Genomic DNA, 20,161 nt, shown 5'->3' with positions numbered 1-20,161 from the left:
AATAGTTTGGAATTGCTTTATACCACCCTACTTTACCTTATTCAGCCGCTGGTGTGGCTGCGGCTGCTGCTGCGCAGTCGTAAGGCTCCTGCCTACCGTAAACGCTGGGCGGAACGCTATGGCTTCTGTCAGAACAAGGTAGAGCCGGATGGCATTCTGCTGCACTCCGTTTCCGTCGGCGAGACCTTAGCCGCCATCCCGCTGGTTCGCGCCCTGCGCCACCGCTACCCTTCTCTGCCGATCACCGTCACCACCATGACGCCGACCGGCTCCGAGCGCGCCATGTCGGCCTTCGGCAAAGATGTCCATCACGTCTATCTGCCCTACGATCTGCCCGGCGCCATGAACCGCTTCCTGGACACCGTTCAGCCGAAGCTGGTGATCGTCATGGAGACCGAACTGTGGCCGAATATGGTAGCCGCGCTGCATAAGCGTAAGATCCCGCTGGTGATTGCCAACGCCCGCCTGTCCGAACGTTCCGCCAAAGGCTATGCCAAACTGGGCGGCTTTATGCGCCGCCTGTTGAGCCGTATTACGCTTATCGCCGCGCAGAATGAAGAAGATGGCAACCGCTTCCTCGCGCTGGGACTGAAGCGCAACCAGCTGGCGGTCACCGGCAGCCTGAAATTCGATATCTCCGTCACGCCAGAGCTGGCGGCCCGCGCGGTGACGCTGCGCCGGCAATGGGCGCCGCACCGCAAAGTCTGGATTGCCACCAGCACCCACGATGGCGAAGAGCAAATTATCCTCCAGGCGCATAAAAAGCTGCTGGAGACCTTTCCGAACCTACTGCTGATCCTTGTTCCTCGCCATCCGGAGCGCTTCCCTGACGCCCGCGACATGGTGCAAAAAGCCGGAATGAGCTTCACTCTGCGCAGCACCGGCGAGATCCCCTCCTCCAGTACCCAGGTGGTCATTGGCGATACCATGGGCGAACTGATGCTGCTCTACGGCATTGCCGACCTCGCTTTCGTCGGCGGCAGCCTGGTGGAGCGCGGCGGCCATAACCCGCTCGAGCCGGCGGCGCACGCCATTCCGGTGCTGATGGGGCCGCATACCTTCAATTTCAAAGATATCTGCGCCAAGCTGCAGCAGGACGATGGCCTGATCACCGTCACCGACGCTAACTCGCTGGTCAAAGAGGTTTCCACGCTGCTGACCGATGAAGACTACCGCCTGTGGTATGGCCGTCACGCGGTGGAAGTGCTGCACCAGAACCAGGGCGCGCTGTCGCGTCTGCTACAGTTACTGCAACCTTACCTGCCGCAGCGGAGTCATTAATGTCGAACCGGCTTTCCGTGGTGATGATCGCCAAAAACGCAGCGGACCTGCTGCCGGATTGTCTGGACTCCGTTAGCTGGGCGGATGAAATTATCGTCCTCGACTCCGGCAGTACCGACGGCACCGTCGAGCTGGCTCGCCGCCTCGGGGCGCAGGTCTATACCCATACCGACTGGCGAGGCTATGGCATTCAGCGCCAGCGCGCGCAGGACTACGCCACCGGCGACTGGGTGTTGATGATCGATACCGATGAGCGCGTCACGCCGGAACTCAGGCAGGCTATTCTTACGGTACTGGCAGCCCCGCAGCGCGGCGCCATCTACAGCATCGCCCGCCGTAACTATTTTCTCGGACGCTTTATGCGCCACAGCGGTTGGTACCCCGATCGCGTCCTGCGCCTGTACGAACGCGCCCGTTACCGCTATAACGATAATCTGGTCCATGAATCGCTGGATAGCCTGGGCGCCGAGGTCATTCCGTTGACCGGCGATCTCCTGCATCTGACGTGCCGCGACTTCGCTGGCTTTCAGCAAAAACAGCTGGCGTATGCCGCCGCATGGGCGCTAGAACGCCACCAGAAGGGCAAGAAGACTTCGATGGCGGGGATATTCAGCCACACGCTGGGCGCGTTCCTGAAAACGCTGCTGCTGCGCGGTGGGGTGCTGGACGGTAAGCAGGGCTGGTTACTGGCGATGGTCAACGCGCAGTATACGTTTACGAAATATACCGAGCTGTGGGCGCTGAGCCACGGCTACTCGGAGAAAGAGTCATCATGAGCACAAAAGCGATCTATCCGGGTACTTTCGATCCCATCACCAATGGCCATATCGATATCGTCACCCGCGCGGCGAGTATGTTCGATAAAGTGGTGCTGGCTATCGCCGCCAGCCCGAGTAAAAAGCCGATGTTCAGCCTTGATGAACGTATTGCGCTGGCGGAGCAGGCGACGGCCCACCTGGTGAATGTTCAGGTGGTCGGCTTTAGCGACCTGATGGCCAGCTTCGCGCGCGCGCAGCAGGCCAATATCCTGATCCGCGGCCTGCGGGCGGTGGCGGATTTCGAATATGAGATGCAGCTGGCCCATATGAACCGCCATTTGATGCCCACCCTTGAGAGCGTGTTCCTGATGCCGTGCAAAGAGTGGTCGTTTATCTCCTCTTCGCTGGTCAAAGAAGTCGCGCGTCACCAGGGCGATGTCTCTCACTTCCTGCCAGCCAACGTCCACCAGGCGCTGTTGAATAAGCTGAAGTAACGCATCTGCTGGGGCATGAGCCAGGCTGGCGCTGCGCCGCCGGGCCATCCACACCGGCTCTGTCTCTGTCTTTATGCCAGCTGGCGCTGCGCTTACCTGGCCTACAAACGTCCCCGGCCCACCAGATGCGCACCCGCAGGTCCGCTGACCTTGCCGACAATCATTCCTGTTCCGGTGACTATTTCTGACACTGGCGGCAATAAAAGGTCGCCCGCTGGGCATGCTTGGTCCCGACAACCGGCGTGCCGCAGATCCGGCAGGGTTCGCCCTTGCGGCCATATACCTGTAGCTCCTGGGCAAAATAGCCGGGCTTGCCATCGCTTTGCAGGAAGTCCTTCAGCGTGGTGCCGCCCTGCTCTATCGAACGCAGCAGGACCAGCTTAATCACCTTCACCAGCTGCTCGCACTCGTCCCGCGACAGTGAGGACGCCAGTCTGTCAGGGTGGATCCCGGCGGAGAACAGCGATTCACTGGCGTAGATATTGCCGACGCCCACCACCAGCTTGTTATCCATCAGCCAGGGTTTGATCGCGGTTTTCTTCTTCGCGCATTTCTGCTGGAGATAATCGGCGTTGAAGGCGTCGCTCAGCGGCTCCGGCCCCAGATGCGCCAGCACCGGGTGGCCTTCCAGCTCTTTGGTCCACAGCCAGGCGCCAAAGCGGCGCGGATCGGTATAGCGCAGGACTTTACCGTTACTCATAACCAGATCAACGTGATCGTGTTTTTCCGCAGGCAGCTCTTCGCTCAGGATGCGCAGGCTTCCCGACATCCCGAGATGGACAATGATCCAGCCGTTCGGGAGTTCCAGAAGCAGGTATTTGGCGCGACGACGCACGCTGAGCACCGGAACGTCGCTCAGGCGATAAATCTCTTCAGAAACCGGCCAGCGCAGCCGTCCGTTGCGCACGACGGCGTGCAGAATGGTTGCGCCAACCAGGTGCGGCTCAATGCCGCGGCGGCTGGTTTCAACCTCTGGTAATTCAGGCATGATTTTCCTCCATTTACCCGGCGTATTGTGCTTCACGGACAGGTGGCTGAAAAGGGAGTGTGTGAAAGCTATATGGGGGAGTTTTAAAAACAAAAAACCCCGCCGGAGCGGGGTTTTTATACAAGGAAGCTAAAATTATTTGATTTTAGCTTCTTTGTAGATAACGTGCTGACGTACAACCGGATCGTACTTTTTCAGTTCCATTTTTTCCGGTTTGGTACGTTTGTTCTTCGTGGTGGTGTAGAAGTGACCAGTACCAGCGGAAGAAACCAGCTTGATTTTCTCACGAATACCTTTAGCCATGATTTATTTCCTCTAAGTACTTAGTACTTTTCGCCACGGGCACGCAGTTCAGCCAGAACTGTATCGATGCCTTTCTTATCGATTACACGCATACCTTTAGCAGATACGCGCAGGGTGACAAAACGCTTCTCGCTCTCAACCCAGAAACGGTGAGAGTGCAGGTTCGGCAGGAAACGGCGTTTAGTCGCGTTCAGTGCGTGGGAACGGTTGTTACCGGTCACCGGACGCTTGCCAGTAACTTGGCAGACTCGGGACATGTCTATTCTCCAAAAATCAAATTAGCTCGAGCTTCGTATGGGGTATTGGCGCCTCGTCAGGCTTTACAGCCTGGTCATCGCAGTTCAATGTGAACTCTCGACTGCCAGGCCCAAATGCCAAACCCGAGATTCTCAAAGGTGGCGTAGTATACGCTGACTCGGCGATGTGCTCAAGTCCCGAACAGACAAAGATCCCGAAGGATCGCCAGTTCGGGGCTAAATCCAGCCACGTTCGGCAAAAGATACATACGCACCGCGGCCGATAACCAGATGGTCAAGCACACGTATCTCCATGAATCGACAACACTTTACCACCCTTTCGGTAATCAGCCTGTCAGCCTGACTCGGCTCCGGACTACCGGAGGGATGATTATGCGCAAGGATCACGGCGGCGGCGTTCACTTTGATGGCTTCGCGTACAATTTCTCGCGGATGCACCTCAACGTGGCTAAGAGTACCAGAAAAAAGGCGGCTATGTTTCAACACGCGGTTCTGATTATCTAAAAAGATCACCATAAAGATCTCGCGCTCCTCTTCCGTCAGCTGGCTTTGCAAAAATTCCCGCGTCATCGAGGGGGTGACCAGCGCGGCCTCCTCAACCAGCTGCGAGCTAAAATAGCGCCGCGCCAGCTCGGCAATCCCCTTCAGTTGCGCATATTTCGCCAGCCCCAGCCCGTCAACGGCAACCAGTTGCGCTTTATCAGCGGAAAGCAGAGCGTAGAGCGAACCAAAACGCTGCAATAACGCCTGGGCGTAGCTCAGCACATCCTGACGGCGTGTGCCAATGCGCAGAAACAGCGCCAGTAGCTCAACGTCCGTCAGCGCCTCGATGCCGAATTGCAGCATCTTCTCCCGTGGCATCAGATTTTCCGTTCCGTCCATGCGCCCTCCTGCGTGAATCAGCCTATCCTGGCACAACCTGACGACGCTGCCGACCCGCCGCTTTTCACCCTGCGTAGCCGCTCGCAAAGTGAATGCCCGTCAGAGGCACGACGGCGGCAGGATTGTGATAAGATGCGCGGATTCTGGTCTACGGCAACAGGAATACATCATGATGACTCTGGCGGGTAAAAAAATCGTCCTGGGCGTCAGCGGCGGTATCGCGGCGTATAAAACCCCGGAACTGGTACGGCGACTACGTGAACGCGGCGCGGAAGTGCGTGTCGCAATGACGGAGGCGGCAAAAGCGTTCATCACCCCACTCAGCCTGCAGGCGGTATCCGGCTATCCGGTTTCCGACAGCCTGCTCGATCCGGCGGCGGAAGCGGCCATGGGCCATATTGAGCTCGGAAAATGGGCCGACCTGGTGATCCTCGCCCCGGCGACCGCCGATTTGATCGCCCGCGTGGCGGCAGGCATGGCCAATGATTTGGTGTCGACGATCTGTCTCGCCACCCCTTCCCCGGTTGCCGTCTTGCCAGCCATGAACCAGCAGATGTATCGCGCGCAGGCCACCCAGCATAATCTGCAGACGCTCGCATCCCGCGGCCTGCTGCTGTGGGGACCGGACAGCGGTAGCCAGGCCTGCGGCGACGTCGGCCCGGGGCGAATGCTCGATCCGTTAACCATCGTGGAGATGGTCGCACAGCATTTCGCCTCCCCTGTCAAAGATTTGCAACATCTCAACCTCATGATTACCGCGGGCCCGACCCGTGAGCCGTTGGATCCGGTACGTTACATCTCAAACCACAGCTCCGGTAAGATGGGCTTCGCGATTGCCGCCGCCGCCGCACAGCGCGGCGCGAACGTGACCCTGGTCAGCGGACCGGTCTCGCTACCGACACCGCCCTTTGTGCAGCGCATTGATGTCACTACCGCGCTGGAAATGGAAGCGGCCGTCCTGGCCAGCGCTCAGCAGCAGCACATTTTTATTGGCTGCGCCGCGGTGGCGGATTACCGCGCCGCCGCCATCGCCGAAGATAAAATAAAAAAACAAGGTGATGAATTAACAATAAAAATGGTTAAAAACCCGGATATCGTCGCCGGGGTTGCAGCGCTAAAATCGCATCGCCCCTACGTCGTTGGGTTTGCCGCCGAAACGAATAATGTGGAAGAATATGCGCGGCAAAAACGTGCCCGCAAAAACCTCGACCTGATTTGCGCCAACGATGTTTCCCAGCCTAATCAGGGATTTAACAGCGATAGCAACGCATTACACCTTTTCTGGCAGGATGGGGAAAAGCGCTTACCACTTGAGCGCAAGGAACTCCTGGGCCAATTATTACTCGACGAGATCGTGACCCGTTATGATGAAAAAAATCGACGTTAAGATTCTGGACCCGCGTGTCGGCCAGCAATTTCCGCTGCCGACCTATGCCACCTCCGGCTCCGCCGGACTTGACCTGCGAGCCTGTCTCGACGACGCCGTAGAGCTGGCGCCGGGCGCAACCACGCTGTTGCCGACCGGCCTTGCGATTCATATCGCCGATCCCTCTCTGGCGGCGGTGATCCTGCCGCGCTCGGGCCTGGGTCATAAGCACGGCGTGGTGCTGGGCAACCTGGTGGGCCTTATCGACTCCGATTACCAGGGGCAGCTGATGGTGTCCGTCTGGAACCGCGGTCAGCAGAGCTTTATTATCGAGCCGGGCGAACGTATCGCGCAGATGGTCTTTGTGCCGGTCGTGCAGGCGGAATTTAACCTGGTGGAATCTTTCGATGCCACCGACCGCGGCGAAGGCGGCTTCGGTCACTCAGGGCGTAAATAAGCCCAGCAACACGGAATCTGCATCCCAACGCGCATAATGCAATAACATCACCGCAAACTCTGGTTTGCGGTCGCGTTGTGGATGTCTGCCTGACAAGTGCTTATTTTCAGGGGTATTTTAAAACATGGCAGAAAAGCAAACTGCGAAACGGAATCGTCGCGAAGAAATACTTCAATCTCTGGCGCTAATGCTGGAATCCAGCGATGGTAGCCAACGTATTACCACCGCGAAACTGGCGGCTTCCGTCGGCGTTTCTGAAGCCGCGCTGTATCGCCATTTTCCCAGCAAAACCCGCATGTTTGACAGCCTGATCGAGTTCATTGAAGACAGTCTGATTACGCGCATCAATTTGATTCTGAAAGATGAGAAGGACACATCCGCGCGCCTGCGCCTGATTGTTCTGTTGATTCTTGGGTTTGGCGAGCGTAATCCTGGGCTGACGCGCATCCTCACCGGACACGCGCTGATGTTCGAACAGGATCGGCTGCAGGGCCGTATCAACCAGCTTTTTGAACGCATCGAAGTGCAGCTGCGTCAGGTGATGCGCGAGAAAAAAATGCGCGAAGGCGAAGGCTACACTCTCGACGAAACGCTGCTGGCCAGCCAGCTGCTGGCCTTCTGCGAGGGCATGCTGTCGCGCTTTGTGCGCAGCGAGTTCAAATACCGTCCGACGGATGATTTCGACGCCCGCTGGCCGCTGGTCGCCGCACAGCTGCAGTAGTTTTTTTGCATTGCCCGGTAGCGCTCTGCTTACCGGGCTTTTTCGTTACACGCCGTAGGCTTCGCGATAAGCGCGAACTGCCGCCAGGTGTTCCGCCATCTCCGGTTTCTCTTCCAGGTAAGCGATCAGCTCTTTCAAGGTGACGATCGAGATAACCTGGCAGCCGTAATCCCGCTCCACTTCCTGAATGGCGGAGATTTCGCCGCGGCCGCGCTCCTGACGATCCAGGGAGATCAGCACACCCGCCAGCTGCGCGCCGTTGGCCTGGATGATCTCCATGGATTCGCGAATCGCCGTACCGGCGGTGATCACATCATCCACCAGCATGACCCGGCCCTGCAGTGGACTACCGACCAGATTGCCGCCTTCGCCGTGAGTCTTTGCCTCTTTACGGTTAAAGCAGTAAGGCAGGTCGCGGTCATGGTGTTCGGCTAACGCCACCGCGGTGGTGGTGGCAATCGGGATCCCTTTGTAGGCCGGGCCAAACAGCAGGTCGAACTCAATCCCGGAATCCACCAGCGCCTCGGCATAAAAACGGCCCAGCAGAGCCAGATCGCGCCCGGTGTTAAACAGGCCGGCGTTAAAGAAATAGGGGCTCTTACGCCCGGATTTCAGCGTGAACTCGCCAAACTTAAGAACCTGCTTGCTAAGCGCAAACTCAATAAACTGGCGCTGATACGGCTTCATGGATTCGCTCCTCATCTTACTTTTTTACGGTCAAAAAAAAGGCGACTTCTCAGTCGCCTTAAAAACTAATCTGCTAACGCCGCCTTCTGCGTCGTAATAATGGATTCGATCCCCCCTCGGGCTAACGCCAGGAGAGTGAGGAGCTCTTCATGGGTGAACGGCTCGCCTTCTGCCGTACCCTGCACCTCGATGATGCGACCATCTTCGGTCATCACCACGTTCATATCGGTTTCCGCGGCAGAGTCTTCGATGTACTCCAGATCGCAGATGGCTTCGCCATTAACGATCCCAACAGAGACCGCCGCCACCATCCCTTTCATCGGGTTAGTTTTCAGCTTGCCGGCCGCCACCAGCTTATTCAGCGCGTCGGCCAGCGCCACGCAGGCACCGGTAATAGACGCGGTGCGGGTGCCGCCGTCGGCCTGCAGCACATCGCAGTCGAGGGTGATGGTAAACTCGCCCAGCGCTTTCAGATCAACCGCCGCGCGCAGCGCACGGGCGATCAGGCGCTGAATTTCCATCGTCCGGCCGCCCTGTTTGCCTTTTGCCGCTTCACGCGCGTTACGCGTGTGCGTTGAACGCGGCAGCATGCCATATTCAGCGGTGATCCACCCCTGTCCCTGTCCTTTCAGGAAACGCGGTACGCCTTCGTCAATGGAGGCGGTGCACAGCACTTTGGTATCACCGAATTCAACCAGCACAGAGCCTTCAGCGTGTTTTGTGTAATTACGGGTCAGGGTAACGGGGCGCACCTGGTTGGCGCTACGACCTGCTGGACGCATGATAGAAATCTCCGGCTTGAAACGAATGTAAGGCCGCATTATACGAATTTCATGGCGAAAAGCCTATGCCAACACCTGCCGGGCGCGCACATAATGTCAGTCCAGCGTTTTCCGATAAGATTTCAACCCTACGCCGATCACTATCACCGCCAGGCCAATCAGCGGCAACAGATCGGGTAATAATGCCGTCGCAGAATACCCTTTCAGCATAATGCCCTTTACCAACCGGATGAAGTAGGTCAGCGGCAAACAGGAGCCAATGGCTTTCGCCCAGTCGGGCATACTAATAAAAGGACTGATAAAGCCAGACAGCATAATGGAAGGGATAAAATAAAATGACGACATTTGCAGCGCCTGCAGTTGGTTTTGCGCTATGCCAGAAATACCAATGCCGATTGACAGGCAGAGGAAGACATAAATCAACAACACTAAAAAAAGCAGGAAAACGCTGCCATGAAGAGGAATATCAAATAACAGAACGGCGGCAATCAGAATTAACGTCGCCTGAAACAGGCCAATGATAACAAAAGGTGTTATCTTACCAACAATGACCTCAAGCCCGGTCAAAGGAGAAACCAGTAAATTTTCTAACGCACCGTTTTCTCTCTCACGAGTAATCGACAGAGCGGTCATCAGGATCAAGGTTGTACTGAGTATCGACCCCATAATACCGGGAATCGTATTAAACTGGGTGATCCCCTCCGGGTTAAACATGCGATGGATAATAAGTTCAAAATCATCCTCTTTTTGCTCTACACGCATTTCACCCGGCAAGTCTTGCTGAAACATCGATTTCGCAACCTGCACCAGAGCACTTAACGCATTTCCCGTGGTCATCGGATCGATAGCATCCCCCTGAATGAGCAGCTGAGGTTTTTCTCCACGCAGCATCTTGCGCGTAAACCCCTCAGGGATTGTTACGATAAAAGTGACATCACCTCGAACAAATGCTTTCTGAGCTGCCTCTTCAGAATCGACAGGTATCATCGAAAAATATCCGGTATTTTGCGCTCCTGTCACAAAAACCTGACTCATGCGTTCGCTATCGTAATTCAGTAATGCGGTAGGAAGATGATGCGGGTCCATATTTATCGCATAGCCAAGAATGATCAGCTGAAAAATAGGGGTAAGGAGTACCATGCTGATACTGACTTTATCACGACGTAATTCGTGGATCTCCTTAATAACCACACCGAACCAGCGGGTTAGAGAGAAGTTTAAATTAATTTTTTTCACAATTGTTTTTCATCAGATAGGTAAATGCGTCTTCCAGATTGGTATCGACCTGGCAGAACTCATAACCCTGTTGTTTAAAAGCAAATAGCGCGGATGCTAACTTCGCTTCATCTCTGGAAGTAACATAAAGCTGATTGCCAAAAATGACCGTTTGTTCAATATCCGGCAAGCGCTGGAGCTGGCTTTCAAGCACCGTCAGCCCAGCGCCGCTGGTTCTCACGGTAATAAGATTCTGCGAAGCGATAATCGATGCAATAGTGCCATTCGCCAGTAGCCGGCCATAAGAGAGGTAAGCAACTTTATGGCAGCGCTCAGCCTCGTCCATATAATGCGTACTCACCAGTATTGAGATCCCTTTGTCAGAGAGCTGATGCAGCATTTGCCAGAACTCCCGTCGCGCTTTTGGATCCACGCCAGCGGTCGGTTCATCCAGAAACAGCAAAACAGGTTCATGCAACATGCAGGCGGCGAGGGCCATTCTTTGCTTCCAGCCGCCAGAAAGTTCCTTAGCCAGCTGGTGCTGTCGGGAAGTAAGACCTAATTCTGTAAGCGCATCTTCAACCCGGGCCTTACGCTGGTCGAGGCCATATAATCGTGCAATAAAAAATAAGTTTTCCCGAATAGTTAAATTTCCCCACATCGAGAAATACTGAGTCATGTAGCCTATCTTTTGTTTTATTTTTTCCCGCTGAGTGAAGATGTCCATACCCAGACAAAAACCTTCACCTGAATCGGGCGTAATCAAACCGCACATCATCCGTATCGATGTCGTTTTTCCGCTACCGTTCGGACCAAGAAAACCATAAATCTCGCCTTTTGCCACCTGTAATGAGAAATCCTTTACGACATGATGTTCGCCAAAATGTTTATTGAGATTTTTCACATCAATACAAAGATTATTCATTGCCAATAATCTCCACATCAAACGGCTGGCCGATTTTCATCCGTTCAGCCTGCTCCAGCACAGGGATCGCCTCGGCCATAAAAATAAGTTTTTCACGGCGTTTCGTACTGTAAATAACCGGGGGCGTAAACTCTGCTTCAGGACTAATATAATTAATAACGCCAGGAATAGGTTCTGCACAACCGTCGCATAAAAGTCTTACCTTCGTCCCGATATTAAATTTACCGAGCATCGCCTCAGGTATAAAGAAGCGTACTTTTATATTCTCAGGTGGTAACAGACTGATTATTGGTCTGCCGGCTGAAGGACGCTCCCCAACACGATATATAATATCAAAAACTTTGGCATTTATTGGAGATACAATCGTCGTTTGCTGAACATCCCGAAGCGCTTTATCACGTTCGAGTTTTGCCGCGGCCACCATCGAGAGCTGTTGGCTAATTTCATCCTGACGGGCCGGTAGTTGCCGTGCCTTGAGTTGATTAATTAACTCTTCAACCTGTGCGCCTTTTTGCGTTAACTCATCCCTGATATCCTCCCATTCCGCCCGCGATATGGCATGGCTGGCATAAAGATGACGATATCGCCCAAGCTGCCGCTTTACCTGTGATTCTGCCGATTGGGCTTTTTTTAGCTGTGACCGTATAATATCCAGCTCTTCTGGCCGCTCTCCCGATTCCAGATTTCGTAATATTGCGCTCTCAGCTGAAAGTTTTTCTTCAGCACGCAGGAAAAAATTTTGTGCATCGAAGGAGTCAATCTTCACTAACTCCTGTCCTGGAATGACATTATCACCCTTATTAATGAAGATTCGTTCTATTTTTTCATTTCCAGAATAAGAAAGGTATACAAATTCACCATGTGAATAACCGGATAGCATGTTATCCGGTTTGTTATCACATCCCGAGAGTACTAGCATCGAAATCATGACAAAACATTTAGTTACTGGCTTTTGCATTAAAACGTATCCATACGCATATCATTTCCCTTATTACTGACGGCTGGATTAAAGCATTATTACTCCAGTACCCGTTAGTCATCGTCAACTCAGTCTTTTAAATAATGTTTAACGTATACTTCATTCAATTTATCAATAGCGCTCAGATTTAAACCAGCTATCGAGTTAAAAGCCTCATCTTTAGTAAATGAAATAATCGACGACCCACCTGGAGAGAACCATTTAGCAGTCTGTTTAAAAGGCCAGGGCAGCTTATAACCTTTTTCTCTCAGAAGATGATTTAACATACTCCAGTCTTCGCTAAAATCGTTTCCGCTAAAAGGACTATCGCTTTGTGTAGTTTCTACCGTGAACAGGGCTATTGGTGTACAAAAATCAGTCGTGGTGGGAAAGTACATATTATAAAAACTCACAATCAGTTTCTGTACCTCTTCAGGAAAAGATCCTGGGATAGTCAACACACCTAATAAATATTTATAGTTGGGGTATCTTTTTATAAAATCGAATATACCTTGCCATAAATAATCAAGAACATTACCTTTTTGATAAGGTTTCTGGATAAAGCCACGACCTATTTCTACACACTGCTCTAAGCACAAATAGGCGCTATCATGATATTTAAATAAGCTATTACTATAGAGGCCAGCTATTCCATGGCGGGCGAGTTGCTCGCCAACAGGAACGAGACGGTACGCCCCCAGAATTTCTGTTTCAGCAGGATCCCACAATATAATGTGATAATAACTTTCATCAAAAATATCATTATCTCTATCTTTACCGGACCCTGAACCAATATCGCGATAACAGCGTTCGCGTAAGCGTCCTAACTCATCAATAATTGGTGAGAAACGGCCAGTATCGCAGCGATAAATCAATAATTTTCTTCCATCATCAAACTGTATTAATATTTCGCACGCATCTATCGCACTTATTAAATCCTCTCTATCTTCTTTTAGTCCTTGTGGCGAAATCGTATCGACAAGAGCTGCTCCATTCTTCCCTATGCTCTGGAGGTGCATCAAACATACATTAGCTGCTGCAGAAAGATCTTCATTGTATTTTTGCAATGAAGATAAGGTTATTTGCTGTCCGATATTGATTCCCATGGTCTTTCCACGATGGCGGAGAGCTTCACGAATAACCATTATATTTGACAGTTGCCGCCAGATCGTTGCAGTAAGATAATAAACGTTACTGTTTTTACCCGTGATATGAATAGGCACCAGCGCCGCATTATTTCTCATCGCCAGCTGTACAAAACCGGGGTTCCACTTATGCTCCTGTAAACCTGAAAGAGACCAGTTAGCCAGTTTACCCGCTGGACATATAATTAATACGCCTCCCTCTCGCAGATGATTGTTCATCTCTCTAAATTTTTTATGGCTCATCTTACCGGCCATATTTTCAATACCAATGGTCAGTTCTGCCACCTGTGGAAATATAATTGGCAAAATGTGGTTGGCAATTATTTTTATATCTTTCCTCACCCGGGAGACCGTATGTATTAAAGCAAGACCATCGATGACTGTTGGATGATTTGAAATAACAACCGCGGCCCCATTTTCGGGTATGTTATTAAATTGATGTTGTTCGGTTGCACATTGCAATTCAAGGAGATCGACGACCGAATTAACCCATTCGACTCCACTTTGATTAACTAACCGATCGTTATATATTATGCGAGTAAATTTCTTATTGCCGAAAGCGGACCTGAAAAGCCATTTTTTCCAAAAGGGTATATTTGTATTTGGGAAAAATTCTCTAATGACTTTATCAAAGATAGTGTCCATATTAAAATCCTTTTTATAGAACTCATCTAAAATGACTATACTCGCGATCTTGCTGCCGGACAATACTACATAAAGTTAAATCATTGCCATTACAAAACAAATAAATATAATTAAATTGATTCTATTCATGAAGAGAATGCACCCAACAGAGATATTAATACTTTTGTCATATTGAATTCAGAAAAAGCATACATAATAGTTAAAAGTAATACCCCATAACATTTTTGGCGGTTATACTTTGTAAAAATACCACGATATAGCTTTAAGACGATACAAAAACATGTGGATGATCATACTCACATTCAATAATAAAAATAGGCCTACGGTTTTTCACTCTTTTTTATTCTGCCTGAAAGCAGGGAGAGATAGCTTTACTGCGAATAGACAGAATTCATTTGATAAAAATTAACAGCATAATGATGCTTAAGCCGCGAAAGAATCAAAGCTTATTTCCTATCCGCTATAAAAGGATACATTTCACTAAGCAAAGTAATCGCATTAAATACACCGAAGCTATGTCCCTTAAAAAATCAGTCTTGAAGTATTTCATCACTATTCCTGTTAAGTCACCGCCGGCATAGCTATAATCCTTGCATTCATTATTACGAAAACAGGAACGTCTATGATCCGCAGTATGACCGCCTATGCCCGCCGTGAAATCAAGGGTGACTGGGGTAGCGCCGCATGGGAGCTGCGCTCGGTAAACCAGCGCTATCTGGAAACGTACTTCCGCCTGCCGGAGCAGTTCCGTAGCCTGGAGCCCGTGGTACGCGAGCGCATTCGCGCCCGCCTGACTCGCGGTAAAGTCGAATGCACCCTGCGTTTTGAACAAGACCCCAGCGCTCAGGGCGAACTGATTCTCAACGAAAAGCTGGCTAAACAGCTGGTTAACGCCGCCAACTGGGTTAAAATGCAGAGCGATGAAGGGGAAATCAATCCGGTTGATATCCTGCGCTGGCCGGGCGTGATGGCCGCCAAAGAACAGGATCTTGACGCCATCGCCGCCGACATTCTGGCAGCCCTTGACGGCGCGCTGGATGACTTCATCGTCGCTCGCGAAACGGAAGGCCAGGCGCTGAAAGCGCTTATCGAGCAGCGTCTTGAAGGCGTGAGCGGCGAAGTGGCGAAAGTTCGCGCTCATATGCCGGAAATTCTCCAGTGGCAGCGCGAGCGTCTGGTCGCCAAGCTGGAAGATGCGGAAGTGCAGCTGGAGAATAACCGTCTCGAGCAAGAGCTGGTGCTGATGGCGCAGCGTATCGACGTTGCCGAAGAGCTGGACCGCCTCGAAGCCCACGTAAAAGAGACCTACAACATTCTGAAAAAGAAAGAGGCTGTGGGTCGCCGTCTCGACTTTATGATGCAGGAGTTCAACCGTGAGTCGAACACCCTGGCGTCAAAATCGATCAATGCCGAGGTCACCAACTCTGCGATTGAGCTGAAAGTGCTGATCGAGCAAATGCGCGAGCAGATCCAGAATATCGAGTAATCTCAGATACCTTTCTGAAGGCCGGTTTACCGGCCTTTTTTCATTCATTTCAAAAGCACTATTTTTTATCCAGTACCCGGCAGGTCAAAAACGCCCCTGCCGCGCACAGCAGCGTCGGGGCCAGATAGCTGTGATCCATGTGGGTGAACTCCATCACCAGCACCACCGCCGTCAGCGGCATCTGCATGGAGGCGGCGAGAAAAGCGGCTGCCCCCACCAGGGCGAAACTGCTTTCATCTCCGCCAGGGAACCCTGATTGCCAGAGCGCGCAGAGCAGCAGGCTGGCCAGCCCGCCCACCGCCAGCCCCGGGGTTAACAACCCGCCTTCCGCGCCGCCGCGCAACACCGCCAGGATCACCACCAGCTTCAGCCCTAACAGGATCGCGACCATGGAGTGAGGCAGCCCGTCGCTGAGCGCCAACTGCATCGGCCCCTTGCCATTGCCCGGTAGCGCAGGGAACCAGAGGCTAAGGACGGCCAGAAGCGAAAACGCCAGCAGACAGAACACCGGCATCTGCCAGTTACTTCGCACGCGTGAACGCGCTGCGCTGGTCGCTTTGCGAAAGAGCCAGGCGCCGGCGCCAAGAATCGGGCCCGCCAGAATCGCCCACCAGAGAAAGGTGTGCGGAAGCGCGCTGGAAACAAAATGGTATTGCGATTCATCCCCTAACCCGAGGGTGGCCGTCCAGGCGGCAATCGCCGAGGTCATTATCGCCGCCAGCGTTTTTTCCCAGCTAAACGACAGCAGCATGACCTCGAGGGTGAACAACGCCCCTGCCAGCGGGACGTTATACACCGCCGCCAGGCCCGCGCCCGCCCCACAGGCAATCAGCGTACGGGTTTCATCCTCCAGCAGGCGCAGCTTACGCGCCACCATCCCCGCTCCCAGCGCGCCCATTTCCCGAGGAGCCACTTCGCGGCCAAGCGGGGACCCCAGCGCTACGGTGACGATCTGCAGCAGAGCGTGGATCGTCGTGGTGCCCGCGGGCATGGGGACGGAAGGGTTAGCCACCGCCGCGGCAATGGAAACCCGCTTCTGCCCATAGCGACCAAGCAGCCACCAGCCAAATCCGGCGACGATGCCGCCGGCCACGATTGCCGCGATGCGACGTGGCCAGGGCGACGCCGTGACGCCCTGTAAAAATGATACCGAACCGACGATATGCGCTGGACTGTAGCCAAAAGCCAGGTGCTGAATGGCATGTAAAATCAGCGCCAGCGCCATACCGGAGAGACCGGCCAGAATCCCGGTTAATACTACGGCCATCAGGCGAGTCAGATAATGTTTGTTCCCGGCGGCGACACGCATTTTCTCATCTCCTCGAGAAAGAAAATAAAAGGATAAAGGTCGGGACTTAAACATTAGGTATTCTTAGCGTTTTCAATATAGATAACCGATCGGGAATAAAACATTACTTTTTCTAATCTGTAAAAATTCAAAAAATAATACTTAACCGCCAAATAAAGCCAATGTAAGCCATGTTGTCATTACTTTTTCCTGGCCTAACGACTTCACTTTAGAAAATATCAATCGTGATCCTGCGCACAAATCGTTAACCTGCCGGCCACTGTCTGGGGGGATCTATGCTGCTTCATGTTCTGTATTTAATCGGTATCACCGCGGAAGCCATGACCGGAGCGCTGGCTGCCGGTCGTCGGCGGATGGATACGTTTGGCGTCATTATTATCGCCACCGCGACCGCGCTGGGCGGGGGTTCTGTTCGCGATATCCTGCTGGGACACTATCCTCTCGGCTGGGTGAAGCATCCGGAATACGTCATCATTGTCGCCGTCGCCGCCGTCCTTACCACAATTGCCGCCCCGGTAATGCCGCACCTTCGCCGGCTTTTCCTGGTGCTGGATGCGCTGGGGCTGATCGTGTTTTCCATCATCGGCGCGCAGATCGCCCTGGATATGGGCGAAGGCCCGGTTATCGCCTCTATTGCTGCGGTCATCACCGGCGTTTTCGGCGGCGTACTGCGCGATATGTTCTGCAAGCGCATTCCGCTGGTCTTCCAGAAAGAGCTGTATGCCGGGATCTCGTTTGCCGCAGCGGTACTCTATATAGCGCTGCAACACTACGTCAGCAGCCACGATGTGGTGGTCCTGGCCACGCTGCTGTTCGGCTTTACCGCCCGCATGCTGGCGCTGCGCTGGAAGCTCGGGCTACCGGTCTTCCACTACACCCACGACGCCCACTAACCGCCTCAAAACCCGGGGATGCGCTGCCTGCTAAGCCATTGCGCCAGCGCCGCCACGTCAGGGTCATGCAGGAAAGCCACTAACTGTCGGGCTCTGATCGCCCCCACGCCCGGCAGCGTGCGCCATTGCGCTTCACTCTTTGCCGTGAGGAGGCGCCAGTTTTCACTGCCAGGCTGCGCCAGCGCCCCCTGGGGCACCGGGATCCCCATCGCCAGCACCCAGCGTATAAAAGGCCGTTTACGAATAAGATCAAACTGATGCCAGAGGTGCTGCCCGCGGGCAGCCGAGATCCCCGGCATCGCCTGCAGCTGCTCCGGCGTGAGCGCCAGCCAGGAAAAAAGATGCTCCATCGGGTGCTGCTGCTGAATAACGCGCCATACGCTTTCCCCTACGCCATCGATATCCAGCGCCGACTTTGATGACAACCAGACCAGCCGGGAAAGAAATTGTTCGCTGCACTCGGGGGTGGCGAAATAGCAGGTTAGCGCATTGAATTTCGCCGTCGGCGGCTTCGGTTTATGGCGCTCGACCGTCCGCCAGACAACAGCGTCGATCCGTGGAATACCCTGGCCTGCCAGACTGATCTGCAGCTGATCGCCAACCCCAATATCCAGCGCCTGCCAGCGGCTCACAGAGCCAACGTTAACCCGCTGCACGCGTTTGTCATCCAGCCGCTGGGGCTCAAGCTCAGCCACTACGTTGAGTCTGCCGCTGCGGCCAGTACTGAAATGGATCGCCCGCACCTCCATCACCCGCGATGCCGGAGGATATTTCCAGGCTGCCAGCCACTCGCCCCTTCCCGGTGACCAGACGCGCCCCGACGGTTCGCGTCCTTCACGCACAATCACGCCATCGCTGACGAAGGGGAGCGGCGAGCGATACCAGCGCTGGCGCCACTCCGCCACCTGCTCAACGCGCGTTACCGAATGGGTGTATTGTCCGCTGTAGCCGAACCCCGCCTGCGCCAGCAGCTGCTGTTGACGGCGCATATCCGAGGGACCGTCTGGCCAGGCCCAGATAAAAACGTCCAGCTGGCTGAGCGGCGCCGCCGCCGCGTCAGCCCGCATCATCAACCCGGCGACTTTCGCCCGCGCGTTCATTCCGCCAGCCTGCTGCTGAATATGCCCCTCCCGACGCAGAAATAGCTCCCCCTGCAGCACGCTGTTGGCCAGTTCGCCGGTCGTCAGCTTCGCCAGCGCCGGGATCTGCCGCGCTCGGGCGGTCCACAACTCACCGCGCAGGCCATCCCCGCGGCTAATAGCCTGAACCAGATGCCCCTGGCGATAGACCAGGGTGACCGCCACGCCGTCCACTTTAGGCTGTACCCACAGGTCGGCTTTACTTTTCATCCAGCGGGCCACACTGGCCCCATCCGCCAGCTTGCGCACGCCAGTATGGGCGACCGGATGACGCGTATCGCCGGTCGGCGGAGGCAGATCGTCATCCTCCGGCGTCGCGCCCGGAAAGCATTGCCGCCACTGCGCCAGGCGCAGGGTGAGCTGGTCGTAAACGTCATCGCTCACCTCGCTGGCGCCCTGTCGCCAGTAAGCCTCGTTCCAGGCGTCAATCTGCTGATGTAGACGTGCGATCTCCTGTCTGCCTTTGGCCGGCGGCCAGTCCGGACACGTCGCCAGCGCGCTGGCGGAGAACATCCCTATCGCCAGCCACCCTCCTCCTTTACGCATTGCTGTCCCCTCCTTCATCACCTGGCGGAGAGTCTGCGGCAGAATGCCGGAAACCGCGACGGGCGCTTTTTCACCCTGCGAAGCGCCTTCCAGGATTTACACCTCGTTGCAGCAACGGCTGGCGAATTCAGGAAAACGGCAGGCAAAATGAAAGAAACAGCGGCAAAAAGTGTGACAAGGACTGCGTCACGCCGCGGCGACGTGTATAATAGGCTCGTATGTAGGACCTCTTTCGATAACCACATACAAAAGACACTCATGGCTCAAGGCACGCTTTATATTGTTTCCGCCCCTAGCGGCGCGGGTAAATCCAGCCTGATTCAGGCTTTATTAAAAACCCAACCGTTGTATGACACCCAGGTATCGGTTTCCCATACCACGCGGGCGCCGCGTCCGGGTGAAGTACACGGCGAACATTATTTCTTCGTGAATCACGACGAATTCCGCTCGATGATTGGCGAAAACGCGTTTCTGGAACATGCAGAGGTCTTTGGCAACTATTACGGCACGTCGCGTAAAGCGATCGAGCAGGTGCTGGCGACCGGCGTTGATGTCTTCCTCGATATCGACTGGCAGGGCGCGCAGCAGATCCGTAAAAGCATGCCTGGCGCACGCAGCATTTTTATTCTGCCGCCGTCAAAAGATGAACTGGACCGTCGACTGCGCGGCCGCGGCCAGGACAGCGAAGAGGTGATCGCGAAGCGAATGGCCCAGGCCGTTGCGGAAATGAGCCATTACGCCGAATATGATTACCTGATTGTGAACGATGATTTTGACACCGCCCTGAGCGACCTGAAAAATATCATCCGCGCTGAACGTCTGCGCATGAGCCGCCAAAAGCAGCGACATGGCGCTTTAATCACCAAACTATTGGCAGACTGAACCCACATTCAGTATCATGCCCAGTCATTTCTTCACCTGTGG

General features: G+C 53.9%; 21 protein-coding genes. 9 read left to right on the top strand and 12 right to left on the bottom strand.

Annotated elements, in window-relative coordinates; translation table 11 throughout:
* Positions 1-6: 6 nt before the first annotated feature.
* Genes waaA through coaD form a run of 3 tightly spaced genes read left to right on the top strand, consistent with a single transcriptional unit; the run spans position 7 to position 2,533 of the window.
* Positions 7-1,281: a lipid IV(A) 3-deoxy-D-manno-octulosonic acid transferase gene (gene waaA, locus ABLV52_RS08660; protein ID WP_004205065.1), complete on the top strand. Its 1,275-nt coding sequence runs from the start codon at positions 7-9 to the stop codon at positions 1,279-1,281.
* A complete protein-coding gene (locus tag ABLV52_RS08655; protein ID WP_032454366.1) occupies positions 1,281-2,057 on the top strand; it encodes a glycosyltransferase family 2 protein in 777 nt (258 codons plus the stop codon). Before waaA ends, ABLV52_RS08655 begins: the two co-directional genes overlap by 1 nt.
* Complete coding sequence (gene coaD, locus ABLV52_RS08650; protein WP_004205067.1) at positions 2,054-2,533, top strand: pantetheine-phosphate adenylyltransferase; 480 nt, start codon at positions 2,054-2,056, stop codon at positions 2,531-2,533. The genes ABLV52_RS08655 and coaD overlap by 4 nt, the downstream gene beginning before the upstream one ends.
* Before the next feature lie 178 nt (positions 2,534-2,711).
* Here coaD and mutM read toward each other — a convergent pair whose 3' ends face one another.
* From mutM to radC, 4 genes are all read right to left on the bottom strand, one after another.
* A complete protein-coding gene (gene mutM / locus ABLV52_RS08645) occupies positions 2,712-3,521 on the bottom strand; it encodes a bifunctional DNA-formamidopyrimidine glycosylase/DNA-(apurinic or apyrimidinic site) lyase (protein WP_032454367.1) in 810 nt (269 codons plus the stop codon).
* Between the two features lie 135 nt (positions 3,522-3,656).
* Positions 3,657-3,824 carry a 50S ribosomal protein L33 gene (gene rpmG, locus ABLV52_RS08640; protein ID WP_002922510.1) on the bottom strand — a complete coding sequence of 56 codons (168 nt, stop codon included), beginning with the start codon at positions 3,822-3,824 and terminating at the stop codon, positions 3,657-3,659.
* 20 nt (positions 3,825-3,844) lie between these two features.
* Positions 3,845-4,081: a 50S ribosomal protein L28 gene (rpmB, locus tag ABLV52_RS08635; protein ID WP_000091955.1), complete on the bottom strand. Its 237-nt coding sequence runs from the start codon at positions 4,079-4,081 to the stop codon at positions 3,845-3,847.
* A gap of 216 nt (positions 4,082-4,297) precedes the next feature.
* The gene (gene radC, locus ABLV52_RS08630) at positions 4,298-4,963 is read right to left on the bottom strand and encodes a DNA repair protein RadC (RefSeq protein WP_017900054.1); all 666 of its coding nucleotides are present in this window, start codon (positions 4,961-4,963) and stop codon (positions 4,298-4,300) included.
* Positions 4,964-5,135: 172 nt separating this feature from the next.
* Between radC and coaBC the strand changes: the two genes are divergently transcribed.
* The 3 genes from coaBC (at position 5,136) to slmA (ending at position 7,507) form a co-directional block, all read left to right on the top strand.
* On the top strand, positions 5,136-6,350 hold the full coding sequence (gene coaBC / locus ABLV52_RS08625; protein ID WP_348890313.1) for a bifunctional phosphopantothenoylcysteine decarboxylase/phosphopantothenate--cysteine ligase CoaBC: 1,215 nt from the start codon (positions 5,136-5,138) through the stop codon (positions 6,348-6,350).
* A complete protein-coding gene (gene dut, locus ABLV52_RS08620; protein WP_004145270.1) occupies positions 6,328-6,786 on the top strand; it encodes a dUTP diphosphatase in 459 nt (152 codons plus the stop codon). The genes coaBC and dut overlap by 23 nt, the downstream gene beginning before the upstream one ends.
* Before the next feature lie 124 nt (positions 6,787-6,910).
* Positions 6,911-7,507, top strand: a complete 597-nt coding sequence (slmA, locus tag ABLV52_RS08615) for a nucleoid occlusion factor SlmA (RefSeq protein ID WP_004205072.1) — start codon at positions 6,911-6,913, stop codon at positions 7,505-7,507.
* A gap of 45 nt (positions 7,508-7,552) precedes the next feature.
* Here slmA and pyrE read toward each other — a convergent pair whose 3' ends face one another.
* The 6 genes from pyrE to ABLV52_RS08585 all read right to left on the bottom strand — a co-directional run bounded on the left by pyrE (position 7,553) and on the right by ABLV52_RS08585 (position 13,864).
* On the bottom strand, positions 7,553-8,194 hold the full coding sequence (gene pyrE / locus ABLV52_RS08610; protein ID WP_004205073.1) for an orotate phosphoribosyltransferase: 642 nt from the start codon (positions 8,192-8,194) through the stop codon (positions 7,553-7,555).
* A gap of 65 nt (positions 8,195-8,259) precedes the next feature.
* Positions 8,260-8,976: a ribonuclease PH gene (gene rph, locus ABLV52_RS08605; RefSeq protein ID WP_023319338.1), complete on the bottom strand. Its 717-nt coding sequence runs from the start codon at positions 8,974-8,976 to the stop codon at positions 8,260-8,262.
* A 96-nt stretch (positions 8,977-9,072) separates the two neighbouring features.
* Entirely contained in the window at positions 9,073-10,212 is a 1,140-nt protein-coding gene (locus ABLV52_RS08600) for an ABC transporter permease (protein ID WP_064158067.1), read from the bottom strand.
* Entirely contained in the window at positions 10,199-11,116 is a 918-nt protein-coding gene (locus tag ABLV52_RS08595) for an ABC transporter ATP-binding protein (RefSeq protein ID WP_064158068.1), read from the bottom strand. The genes ABLV52_RS08600 and ABLV52_RS08595 overlap by 14 nt, the downstream gene beginning before the upstream one ends.
* Positions 11,109-12,074 carry an HlyD family efflux transporter periplasmic adaptor subunit gene (locus ABLV52_RS08590; RefSeq protein ID WP_348890278.1) on the bottom strand — a complete coding sequence of 322 codons (966 nt, stop codon included), beginning with the start codon at positions 12,072-12,074 and terminating at the stop codon, positions 11,109-11,111. Before ABLV52_RS08590 ends, ABLV52_RS08595 begins: the two co-directional genes overlap by 8 nt.
* A gap of 89 nt (positions 12,075-12,163) precedes the next feature.
* The gene (locus ABLV52_RS08585; protein WP_348890277.1) at positions 12,164-13,864 is read right to left on the bottom strand and encodes a lysophospholipid acyltransferase family protein; all 1,701 of its coding nucleotides are present in this window, start codon (positions 13,862-13,864) and stop codon (positions 12,164-12,166) included.
* Between the two features lie 622 nt (positions 13,865-14,486).
* Here ABLV52_RS08585 and ABLV52_RS08580 point away from each other — a divergent pair.
* Entirely contained in the window at positions 14,487-15,350 is an 864-nt protein-coding gene (locus ABLV52_RS08580) for a YicC/YloC family endoribonuclease (RefSeq protein ID WP_002922636.1), read from the top strand.
* Positions 15,351-15,408: 58 nt separating this feature from the next.
* Here the strand turns inward: ABLV52_RS08580 and ABLV52_RS08575 are convergent, their stop codons facing one another.
* Entirely contained in the window at positions 15,409-16,659 is a 1,251-nt protein-coding gene (locus ABLV52_RS08575) for a chloride channel protein (protein ID WP_049013292.1), read from the bottom strand.
* A gap of 275 nt (positions 16,660-16,934) precedes the next feature.
* Between ABLV52_RS08575 and ABLV52_RS08570 the strand changes: the two genes are divergently transcribed.
* Positions 16,935-17,552, top strand: a complete 618-nt coding sequence (locus ABLV52_RS08570; RefSeq protein ID WP_002922654.1) for a trimeric intracellular cation channel family protein — start codon at positions 16,935-16,937, stop codon at positions 17,550-17,552.
* 5 nt (positions 17,553-17,557) lie between these two features.
* On the opposite strand, the gene ligB is transcribed toward ABLV52_RS08570, so the two are convergent.
* Entirely contained in the window at positions 17,558-19,237 is a 1,680-nt protein-coding gene (gene ligB / locus ABLV52_RS08565; protein ID WP_348890276.1) for an NAD-dependent DNA ligase LigB, read from the bottom strand.
* 258 nt (positions 19,238-19,495) lie between these two features.
* Here ligB and gmk point away from each other — a divergent pair, with 258 nt between their 5' ends.
* On the top strand, positions 19,496-20,119 hold the full coding sequence (gmk, locus tag ABLV52_RS08560; RefSeq protein WP_002922664.1) for a guanylate kinase: 624 nt from the start codon (positions 19,496-19,498) through the stop codon (positions 20,117-20,119).
* The last annotated feature ends 42 nt before the right edge of the window (positions 20,120-20,161 follow it).

The organism is Klebsiella sp. GB_Kp056 (assembly GCF_040064755.1).
Lineage (GTDB): Bacteria > Pseudomonadota > Gammaproteobacteria > Enterobacterales > Enterobacteriaceae > Klebsiella > Klebsiella quasipneumoniae.
This window is presented reverse-complemented; position numbering and strand designations above follow the sequence as displayed.

Bases quoted from the DNA above. Each gene is read 5' to 3' on its own strand.
- ABLV52_RS08655 (WP_032454366.1), top strand. From the start codon at position 1,281: ATGTCGAACCGGCTTTCCGTGGTGATGATCGCCAAAAACGCAGCGGAC.
- coaD (WP_004205067.1), top strand. From the start codon at position 2,054: ATGAGCACAAAAGCGATCTATCCGGGTACTTTCGATCCCATCACCAAT.
- mutM (WP_032454367.1), bottom strand. From the start codon at position 3,521: ATGCCTGAATTACCAGAGGTTGAAACCAGCCGCCGCGGCATTGAGCCG.
- rpmG (WP_002922510.1), bottom strand. From the start codon at position 3,824: ATGGCTAAAGGTATTCGTGAGAAAATCAAGCTGGTTTCTTCCGCTGGT.
- rpmB (WP_000091955.1), bottom strand. From the start codon at position 4,081: ATGTCCCGAGTCTGCCAAGTTACTGGCAAGCGTCCGGTGACCGGTAAC.
- radC (WP_017900054.1), bottom strand. From the start codon at position 4,963: ATGGACGGAACGGAAAATCTGATGCCACGGGAGAAGATGCTGCAATTC.
- coaBC (WP_348890313.1), top strand. From the start codon at position 5,136: ATGACTCTGGCGGGTAAAAAAATCGTCCTGGGCGTCAGCGGCGGTATC.
- dut (WP_004145270.1), top strand. From the start codon at position 6,328: ATGATGAAAAAAATCGACGTTAAGATTCTGGACCCGCGTGTCGGCCAG.
- slmA (WP_004205072.1), top strand. From the start codon at position 6,911: ATGGCAGAAAAGCAAACTGCGAAACGGAATCGTCGCGAAGAAATACTT.
- pyrE (WP_004205073.1), bottom strand. From the start codon at position 8,194: ATGAAGCCGTATCAGCGCCAGTTTATTGAGTTTGCGCTTAGCAAGCAG.
- rph (WP_023319338.1), bottom strand. From the start codon at position 8,976: ATGCGTCCAGCAGGTCGTAGCGCCAACCAGGTGCGCCCCGTTACCCTG.
- ABLV52_RS08595 (WP_064158068.1), bottom strand. From the start codon at position 11,116: ATGAATAATCTTTGTATTGATGTGAAAAATCTCAATAAACATTTTGGC.
- ABLV52_RS08590 (WP_348890278.1), bottom strand. From the start codon at position 12,074: ATGCAAAAGCCAGTAACTAAATGTTTTGTCATGATTTCGATGCTAGTA.
- ABLV52_RS08585 (WP_348890277.1), bottom strand. From the start codon at position 13,864: ATGGACACTATCTTTGATAAAGTCATTAGAGAATTTTTCCCAAATACA.
- ABLV52_RS08580 (WP_002922636.1), top strand. From the start codon at position 14,487: ATGATCCGCAGTATGACCGCCTATGCCCGCCGTGAAATCAAGGGTGAC.
- ABLV52_RS08575 (WP_049013292.1), bottom strand. From the start codon at position 16,659: ATGCGTGTCGCCGCCGGGAACAAACATTATCTGACTCGCCTGATGGCC.
- ABLV52_RS08570 (WP_002922654.1), top strand. From the start codon at position 16,935: ATGCTGCTTCATGTTCTGTATTTAATCGGTATCACCGCGGAAGCCATG.
- ligB (WP_348890276.1), bottom strand. From the start codon at position 19,237: ATGCGTAAAGGAGGAGGGTGGCTGGCGATAGGGATGTTCTCCGCCAGC.
- gmk (WP_002922664.1), top strand. From the start codon at position 19,496: ATGGCTCAAGGCACGCTTTATATTGTTTCCGCCCCTAGCGGCGCGGGT.